The sequence below is a fragment of the Bacillus hominis genome (assembly GCF_018332515.1).
GTDB classification, from domain to species: Bacteria; Bacillota; Bacilli; order Bacillales; family Bacillaceae_G; genus Bacillus_A; species Bacillus_A hominis.
The window spans coordinates 1-8,879 of the sequence record NZ_BOQD01000217.1 but is presented as its reverse complement, the minus strand read 5'-3'; the positions used below and the strand labels follow the sequence as shown (position 1 = coordinate 8,879).

Genomic DNA, 8,879 nt, shown 5'->3' with positions numbered 1-8,879 from the left:
AGTTATGCGTTAATTTTAATTTGTAAATAGTTCTATTGTCAGTTTTTTTAGAAATCTTACAAGCGTGTAAGATAAATGAAAGATGAATCAATATGAGCTATAAGACAATTCATTTACACTCTATTGTAAGAAGTGCAAATGAAGGGAGAATAGAAATGGAAATTTTACATGCGAAAAATATTAGTAAAGTATATAAAGGGAAAATACCTTTTAAAGCATTAGTAGATATTGATTTATCAATTCAAGAAGGTGAATTTATAGGGATCATGGGGCCATCAGGTAGCGGGAAAACAACGTTATTAAATATGGTATCTACTATCGATTCTCCAACATCGGGAGAAATTTTAATAAATGGCACAAATCCTTTCCAGTTGACATCAGAAGATTTAGCTTTATTCCGTAGGAAACAATTAGGATTTGTTTTTCAATCATTTAATTTACTTAGCACACTTACAGTAAAGGAAAACATCGTATTGCCGATGACATTAGATGGTGTTTCTGTACAAGAAATGAACAAACGAGTAGAAGAAATTGCAGAAAAATTAAATATTGCAGATATATTGAGTAAAAGAACGTTTGAAATATCAGGAGGACAAGCTCAAAGAACAGCAATCGCTCGTGCTATCGTTCATAAGCCGCAATTATTACTTGCAGATGAACCGACAGGGAACTTAGACTCTAAATCTTCAAATGATGTAATGGAGATGTTAGATACTCTTAATAAGGAAGAAAAGGCAACGATGATGTTAGTTACACACGATCCGTATGCTGCGAGTTTTTGCAGCAGAGTCATATTTATAAAAGATGGTCAACTATATAACGAAATTTATTGTGGTGAAAGCAGGCAAGCATTTTATCAAAAGATTATGGATGTCCTTTCTTTGTTAGGGGGGAAAAGGCATGACTTTTCGTCAGTTCGCATTTAATAATATTTTTCGCAATAAGCGTACATATGCTGCTCATTTTTTAAGTAGTGCATTTTCTATTATGATTTTCTTTACGTATGCTCTTTTATTATTTCACCCTGATTTACAAGGTGAGTTACAATCGACAAGTGCAACAATAAGTGCATTTGGTACATTGGGATTTAGAATTTCGCAAGGATTGATTTTTGTATTTTCATTTTTCTTTATTTTATATTCAGTTAGTTCGTTTTTAAAAACGCGTAAGAAAGAATTTGGCATATTAATGATGCAAGGTATGTCAATGAGACAGCTTAAGAAATTATTATTGATTGAAAATATGTTAATTGGATTTGGTTCAATTTGTATAGGAATTCTCATAGGTCTCATATTTTCTAAATTAGTTTTATTGATAAGTGCAAGTGTATTAATGATCAATAATGGTTTGCCTTTCTATATACCAGTGCAAGCGGTACTATTAACAGTCATCACGTTTCTTTTCTTATTTTTAATTGTTTCGCTTGTTACTTTTAAAATGGTAAAAGTAACAGAACTTGTAGAACTCATTCAAGCAGAAGAAAAACCAAAACCTGAACCGAAATCTTCAATTGTATTATCGCTACTTTCTTTAATTAGTATAGGCTGTGGATATATTTCAGTATTTCGATTTATCTCAAGTCACAGTTTTATTATGCTTGGAATTGGTGTACTCCTTGTAATTATAGGAACGTACTTTTTATATACGCAATGTAGTGTTTATATATTGCATCTTGCGAAAAGGAGTGAATCTTTCTTTTTAAAAAGAACAAATATATTAACATTCTCAGAATTGATTTACCGTATGAAAGATAATGCAACGATGTTTTTTATAGTATCTATTATTTCAGCAGTTGCATTTACAGCAATTGGTACGACAGCCGCTCTTGGAAATAAAGAATTGGTAAGAATGACAAATCCGTATACATTTCTGTATGTAAGTTTTGAAACAGACAAAGAGGTAGAGAAAAATCTCTCTACTATAAAAAAACATCTTGCTGATGCTAATATTCCTTATCGAATGGCTTCGTCTTCAAATAAATATACAGAAAGTAACGTATATGTAATAAAGTTAAGTGAATATAACGAACTTGCGAGAGCACTCGGGTATCAACAAGAAACGATTGAAAAAGAAGATGAAATTTTACTAATCCCTGGAATGGTATCCCAAAAACAAGAATTTAGAAATGGTGACTATAAAAAGAATATTGAAGTCATTCAAGGAGATTGGACAAAGACATTTCGTGTGAAAAAAGCTGTAGAAAATTTAGTTTTACCGCATGATACTAGAAGTATTTATATTGCTGTTCAAGATCATGTGTATGATGGAATTCCTGTTTCTCCTGACCAAGATGATATAGGTGATCAAAATCGTACTTACGGATTTGTTGTAGATGATTGGATGAAAACGAAAGAGATTTCAAACCAATTAAATAGTATATTTGAAAAAGATGTTAGCAAAGATAATTTCTACTTTCAAGCTTTAATATTAGATTTGTTAAGTGCAAAGCAAACGAATGGATTATTACTTATGGCAAGTGTTTTAGTCGGAATCGTCTTCTTCACATTCGCTGCTAGTTTTATCTATTTTCGATTATATACTGATTTGGATCGCGATCAACAGCAATATAAAATGATTTCGAAAATGGGATTAAGTAAACGAGAATTAAAAAAAGTTGTAACGAGACAGTTATTATTAATGTTCTTCTTACCGATTGTCGTTGCAGTGATTCATACTGTAGTCGCTTATACGGCATTACAACAATTAGTCGATTTTTCTATTTTAAATAGCTCTATCGTTATTTTAATTTCATTTATATGTATACAAGTTTTATATTTCTTTATAACTCGTTGGCGTTACCTACAAAAGCTGTATAAAACTATGGAACAATAGAGGATATCAATTATTAAGATTACAGAAAATTATGTAAAAAAATTGAATTATGAAAGGAACCGTGATGAAAAGAACACTAACTATCTTCATGTTAACTATAATAATTTTAATAAGCTTAAGCGCATGTTCTAAAAATGAAGACTTATTCCCAGCTAACGGTGTACTAATCATTGGAGATGAGAATAATACTTCACCAATTATTAATCGTTATAAGGAAAATACGAAAGAAAATGAAGTTTATTCAGTGAAAACAGGTAAATTTGGAAAAGGGAAGGTACTAATATTAAATGAATCTACTGCGCAAGCGATGATTAAAGAAAAGATTTTTTGTAAACGGGATAATGTATCCAGTTCTATGCCTATAGACGCATTACCGAATTTTCCAAAAGAAGGCTCACTATTATTTACACATGAAGACGAAAAGACTATACAAAGTATTGAAATAGAAGGAAGAGAGATTCCCGTTAAATATGATAGTAATGCTTGGATTGGTAACACTCGTAATTATGGGTTTCAATGGTATGTGATTGTAGCGAAAAATAGTGTATATAAAGAAATAAAAGCAAATGAAACGAAAATGCAACTTCTTCATCTGAAAAAATCTTTAGGTGACGAAAAACCTAAAATGTCGACAGATAATACATTGATTAATGAAAATGTAAAAGTAAGAAAGCTAATTAAAGGTTTAGAAGGAGAAGTATCTTTTCAGTTTGTAACGATTGGAGAAAAATCTTAAAAAAAGAGTTCAAGGTTGATAATATTTTTATCAATCTTGAACTCTTTTTCGTTTATAGATAACTCAGGTAACATAGTTTACATTACTTCATTTAATCGAGTCTCGCTCGTTTCTTCAACCACATTTGAACTTTGAACCAAACTATTTTGAGCTTCTTTTTCTTTACGGGATTTTTGTAGCATTTCAAGTATGATCCATAAAGGAACACCTTTATCTTTCAACATCTTCCATAAATCTAATTCGTTAAACTTATGCTCAGGTTGTTTCATTTCTTTTTCAAATGAACGAATATCAAATTTGATTGGATCATTTGATTTCCTTTTCACAAGTTTAGAAGAAAGATTAGTATTATTTTCAAGACCTGAGGAAGTTATTTTAGTAGATTGAGATAATGTATTTATGTTCAATCCAATTTGCACGTCGCTTCTCCTCCTTTTTAAGTGATGAAGATAGTTTTTTTATAATTTTCATATCAATTTAATATAAGGATGTTATATTAAATTGTAAATCTGAATAATTTAATTTTCAAGTTTTATTGAGAAGTGATACTTCATTATGGATTAGTAAATTCCAATTCTATGATTTCCCTTCGTATAATATGACTATAAATAGTAATGGAATGATATCGAAACGAAAGTGAATTGAGACCATCTTGATAGGTTAAGCATTTTACCGAACAATTGCAGAATAACTGTCCCGACTATCTAAATAGATGGTAATAAAGCGCTCTCGATGGAATTCGAGGGCGCTTTATATTATATTGAAAGAGGGATTTGGCAGAAAAATATGGGGGGATATTATGAAAATTCAAGTTGTATTATCAGGATATGGGACAGTAGGAAGAGAGTTTATAAAATTATTAAACGAAAAATATTTATATATATATGAAACATATGGAATTCATTTAGTTGTAAGTGGCGTATTAGGTAGAAATATTGCAATACATAACGAGGAAGGGTTGCAGATTAATGATTTATTGGAGTATGGTAGTGGTTCTGCTGCAATTGAAAAATATATCGAACATTATCCAGAGGACCGCGGAACGATTAATATAAATGGTACTGTATTGGTTGAATCAACTGCTACAAATCTTAAAAATGGGAATCCAGGGAAACAATATATGAAGCAAGCAATTGAAAATCATATGGATGTAGTAGCTATTTCAAAAGGCGCACTTGTTACAGCTTGGGGTGAACTGAATGAGGCGGCACGTATTTCAGGCTCACGTATTCGGTATAGCGGTGCAACTGCGGCTGCGTTACCGACATTAGACATTGGACAACTAAGTTTAGCAGGTTGTCATATTGAAAAAATAGAAGGAATATTGAACGGGACAACAAATTATATTCTTACAAAGATGTATGAAGAAGATAAGACGTTTGAAGAGGCGTTGCAAGAAGCACAAAATAAAGGGATTGCGGAGACTAACCCGTTATTAGATATAAGCGGGATAGATAGCGCTTGTAAATTATTACTTTTGACGAATAGTTTAATGGGAACAGATTATTCACTCAAAGATATACAAATAAACGGAATAGAGCATGTTACAACGCAACAAATTCAAAATGCAAAGGAACAAAGTAAATCTATTAAATTAATTGCATCAGCATATAAAGATGATAATGGAAAAGTAAACCTTAGTGTACAACCTTGTAATTTAGAGAAAGAACATCCATTAGCAAATATAAATGGCACGGAAAAAGGAATCACGTTCTATACAGATACAATGGGGAAAGTTACTACAATTGGTGGAGCTTCTAATCCAAGAGGGGCAGCCGCAGCAGCTTTGAAAGATGTAATCAATTTATATCGAAAGGATTTATAGGCTTGATAACCGTACCGCTATGCATAAAAAATACATATGTAGTGGACCTTTTGAGAAGGAAATAAATATGCAAAAATAATTGCAGGGGGTAAGGAATTGTTTAAGGATTTTAAAGTTGTAAAAGATCGTCCCGTTTATATTCAATTAAAGGATTATTTGAAAAAGATGATTATGAAAGGGCATTTGTTAGGAAACCAAAAAATTCCATCAACCCGCGAACTGAGTGAATTACTATCTGTGAGCAGAAATACAGTACTCGCTGCTTATGCGGATTTAGAACAAGAAGGATTAATTTATGCAGTTAAAGGAAAAGGAAATTTTGTTGCGAAGGTGGATATATCTAACACCTCGTCTGTTGAAATAGATTGGAAAAATAAACTCAATACAGTTACCGCATTAGCGGATGAATTAGATTTAATGAAACATGGTGTTCGCTGGGAAAAAGGAATGATTGTTTTTAATAGTATAGCCCCAGATGAAAAGTTATTTGATGTTGAAAATTTCAAAAGAGCTTTTCTTACTCGTATGTCCATTGAAGGTGATATCGTATTGAATTACGGATATGCAAAAGGTTATAGACCGTTAATGAATTATTTACTTCATTACATGGAAATGAAAGGTGTAGATATTTCGAACAAAGATATTCTAATTACAAATGGATTTACAGAAGGATTAGATATTGTATTATCTTCTTTATCGAAGAAATCAGGGCGTGTTATTTGTGAGAACCCAACTCACCATGCTGCATTGAAGCTTTTTCGTTTACATGGACTTGAAGTTCATGGGATTAATATGAATGATGATGGTATTGATACGAATGAAGTAGAAAAAAGTTTGCGTGAAATGGATTTTGATTTTGCGTATTTAATTCCTTCTTATCATAATCCAACTGGTATTGTTACGAGTTCGGAGAAAAGAACGGAATTGATGAGGTTATTTTCAAAATACAAGATTCCTATTATAGAAGATGGATTTAATGAAGAATTACGTTATTCAGGTTCACATTTAGCGCCATTATTAACTTTTTCTGGGGCTGGTAATAATGTGATTTATATTAGTAGCTTTTCGAAAGTACTTTTCCCTGGTTTACGTGTAGGTTGGATTATTGCAGATAAAGAACTGATACATTATTTAGAAAGTGTAAAAAGAGCAAGAACGATTCACACTTCTACGTTAGATCAAGCTGTTCTGTTTCAATATTTACATGAAGGATATTTTGAAAAATATTTAAAAAAAGCAAGATCTGTTTATAAGAAAAAATATGAGTTAGCTGTTGAGGCATGTAATCAGTACATTCCGTTTAAAAGAATGACTGGAGATGGTGGACTTCATTTATTTATAGAGTTAGAAGAAAAAATTAATGCCCGCACACTTTTACAAAAGTGTTATGAGAAAGGCGTAACGTTTTCTCCTGGAGATGTTTTTTATTCTGATGGAGGAGGAGAGAATACCTTCCGATTGGGCTTTTCACGTTTGAAAGAAAAAGAAATAGTTAGCGGGATTCAAATAATTGGTGATACATTAAAAAATGAAATTTGGAGATGAGAAGATGAGAATTGGCGTTATTATGGGAGGAGTATCCTCTGAAAAACAAGTATCAATTATGACTGGGAATGAAATGATTGCACATTTAGATAAGAGTAAGTATGAAATAGTTCCAATTACGTTAAATGAAAAAATGGATTTAATTGAAAAAGCGAAAGACATTGATTTTGCATTGCTAGCATTACATGGAAAATACGGAGAAGATGGGACAGTTCAAGGGACGCTTGAGAGTTTAGGTATTCCATATAGCGGCAGCAATATGTTATCTAGCGGTATATGTATGGACAAAAATATTTCGAAAAAGATTTTGCGTTATGAAGGAGTAGAAACACCAGATTGGATTGAACTCACAAAAATGGATGATTTAAAGCTTGAAGAGTTAGATAAGATTGGATTTCCGTTAGTGGTAAAACCTAACTCTGGTGGCTCAAGTGTTGGAGTAAAGATCGTCAATGATAAAAATGAATTAATCTCAATGCTGGAAACTGTATTCGAATGGGATTCTGAAGTCGTAATTGAGAAGTATATACAAGGTGACGAGATTACATGTTCAATTTTTGATGGGCGACAGTTACCTATTATTTCAATTCGACATGCTGCTGAGTTTTTTGACTACAATGCAAAATATGATGATACTAGTACAGTTGAAGAAGTTATAGAACTTCCAGCTGAAGTACAGGAACGTGTAAATAAAGCGTCACTGGCTTGTTATAAAGCATTAAAATGTAGTGTTTATGCAAGGGTTGATATGATGGTGAAGGATGGAATTCCATATGTAATGGAGGTTAATACATTACCAGGGATGACACAATCAAGTTTACTGCCAAAAAGTGCAGATGCGGCTGGAATTAATTATAGTAAACTATTAGATATGATAATTGAAACTTCATTAAAAGTAAGGAAAGAAGAAGGTTTTTAAGATAATTGTACAATTAAAGCTTTTGATAGTTCCACGAAGTATGCTATGATAATTACAATACGACAACTAAATATTTATCCACTAGGGGGGCCTTTTATAGGCTGAGATCAAATGAAATTTTGAGACTCTTAGTACCTGATCTGGTTAATGCCAGCGTAGGGAAGTGGGAAAGACAAGATATTTAATGCATAAATTAATATCGTCTATTTCACTTTCTTTACGCCTGTAAAGAAAGTTTTTTTATTTTACAGCTTTAATATATGGGATAAATACTTATGTTTTATAAACTATTGGAGGGATTTAAATGACTTTTTCACAATCATTACGTAAAGAAGTAGATTCAATTTGGGAAGCAAGTTTTAATCACCCTTTTGTAAAAAAACTTGGCGAAGGAACGTTAGATTTAGCTAGTTTCCGTTATTATGTGCTTCAAGATTCGTATTATTTAAGTCATTTTGCTAGAGTACAAACGCTAGGTGCCGCAAAGGCTCTTGAATTAGAAACGACGGCTCGTATGGCGCATCATGCACAAAATACGTATGAAGCTGAATTATCATTACATGAGAATTTCGCAAAAAAATTAGGGATTACGAAAGAAGAAAAAGATAATTTTATTCCTGCGCCAACTGCATATGCATATACATCTCATATGTATCGTGCAGCTTATGAAGGGCATTTAGGAGATATTATTGCAGCTATTTTACCTTGTTATTGGTTATATTATGAAATCGGTGAACGATTAAAAGAATGTCAACCAGAAGAGCCAATTTATCAAGAATGGATTTCTGCATATGGATCGGATTGGTTCCGTACTCTAGTAGAAGAGCAAATCACACGATTAGATACTATTGCTGAAAAAGTAACAGAGGCAGACCGTAATCGTATGAGACAACATTTTATTTTTAGTAGTCAATATGAATATTCATTTTGGGAAATGGCATATACATTAGAAAAATGGCCGGTGAATGAAGAAGTTAAAGGTGTTATTTAATAAAGAGTATATAAAAGGTATCGCTATATAT

General features: G+C 32.0%; 8 protein-coding genes and 1 riboswitch. Of the genes, 7 read left to right on the top strand and 1 reads right to left on the bottom strand.

The genetic code is table 11. The annotated features are described in order from the left end of the window. Positions 1–155: 155 nt before the first annotated feature. From KI356_RS19685 to KI356_RS19675, 3 genes are read left to right on the top strand one after another with little or no spacing between them, the layout of a single operon-like run. Positions 156–926, top strand: a complete 771-nt coding sequence (locus tag KI356_RS19685; RefSeq protein WP_212936208.1) for an ABC transporter ATP-binding protein — start codon at positions 156–158, stop codon at positions 924–926. Further along, positions 901–2,832 carry an ABC transporter permease gene (locus KI356_RS19680; RefSeq protein ID WP_212936207.1) on the top strand — a complete coding sequence of 644 codons (1,932 nt, stop codon included), beginning with the start codon at positions 901–903 and terminating at the stop codon, positions 2,830–2,832. The genes KI356_RS19685 and KI356_RS19680 overlap by 26 nt, the downstream gene beginning before the upstream one ends. Positions 2,833–2,881: 49 nt before the next feature. Next, positions 2,882–3,568, top strand: coding sequence for a lipoprotein BA_5634 family protein (locus KI356_RS19675; RefSeq protein WP_128280194.1), 687 nt, complete (start codon positions 2,882–2,884; stop codon positions 3,566–3,568). A gap of 77 nt (positions 3,569–3,645) precedes the next feature. On the opposite strand, the gene KI356_RS19670 is transcribed toward KI356_RS19675, so the two are convergent. Further along, entirely contained in the window at positions 3,646–3,987 is a 342-nt protein-coding gene (locus KI356_RS19670; protein ID WP_212936206.1) for a DUF3914 domain-containing protein, read from the bottom strand. Between the two features lie 380 nt (positions 3,988–4,367). On the opposite strand from KI356_RS19670, the gene KI356_RS19665 reads away from it, so the two are divergent. From KI356_RS19665 to tenA, 4 genes are all read left to right on the top strand, one after another. Then, entirely contained in the window at positions 4,368–5,393 is a 1,026-nt protein-coding gene (locus tag KI356_RS19665) for a homoserine dehydrogenase (RefSeq protein WP_212936205.1), read from the top strand. Between the two features lie 96 nt (positions 5,394–5,489). Further along, complete coding sequence (gene pdxR / locus KI356_RS19660) at positions 5,490–6,938, top strand: MocR-like pyridoxine biosynthesis transcription factor PdxR (protein WP_212936204.1); 1,449 nt, start codon at positions 5,490–5,492, stop codon at positions 6,936–6,938. A 4-nt stretch (positions 6,939–6,942) separates the two neighbouring features. Then, positions 6,943–7,857 carry a D-alanine--D-alanine ligase gene (locus KI356_RS19655; protein ID WP_212936203.1) on the top strand — a complete coding sequence of 305 codons (915 nt, stop codon included), beginning with the start codon at positions 6,943–6,945 and terminating at the stop codon, positions 7,855–7,857. 73 nt (positions 7,858–7,930) lie between these two features. Next, a riboswitch (TPP riboswitch) is annotated at positions 7,931–8,036 on the top strand. 125 nt (positions 8,037–8,161) lie between these two features. Further along, positions 8,162–8,848: a thiaminase II gene (tenA, locus tag KI356_RS19650; protein ID WP_002032475.1), complete on the top strand. Its 687-nt coding sequence runs from the start codon at positions 8,162–8,164 to the stop codon at positions 8,846–8,848. Positions 8,849–8,879 lie beyond the last annotated feature (31 nt).

Coding starts and splice junctions, on each gene's coding strand:
- KI356_RS19685 (WP_212936208.1), top strand. CDS start 156: ATGGAAATTTTACATGCGAAAAATATTAGTAAAGTATATAAAGGGAAA.
- KI356_RS19680 (WP_212936207.1), top strand. CDS start 901: ATGACTTTTCGTCAGTTCGCATTTAATAATATTTTTCGCAATAAGCGT.
- KI356_RS19675 (WP_128280194.1), top strand. CDS start 2,882: ATGAAAGGAACCGTGATGAAAAGAACACTAACTATCTTCATGTTAACT.
- KI356_RS19665 (WP_212936205.1), top strand. CDS start 4,368: ATGAAAATTCAAGTTGTATTATCAGGATATGGGACAGTAGGAAGAGAG.
- KI356_RS19655 (WP_212936203.1), top strand. CDS start 6,943: ATGAGAATTGGCGTTATTATGGGAGGAGTATCCTCTGAAAAACAAGTA.
- tenA (WP_002032475.1), top strand. CDS start 8,162: ATGACTTTTTCACAATCATTACGTAAAGAAGTAGATTCAATTTGGGAA.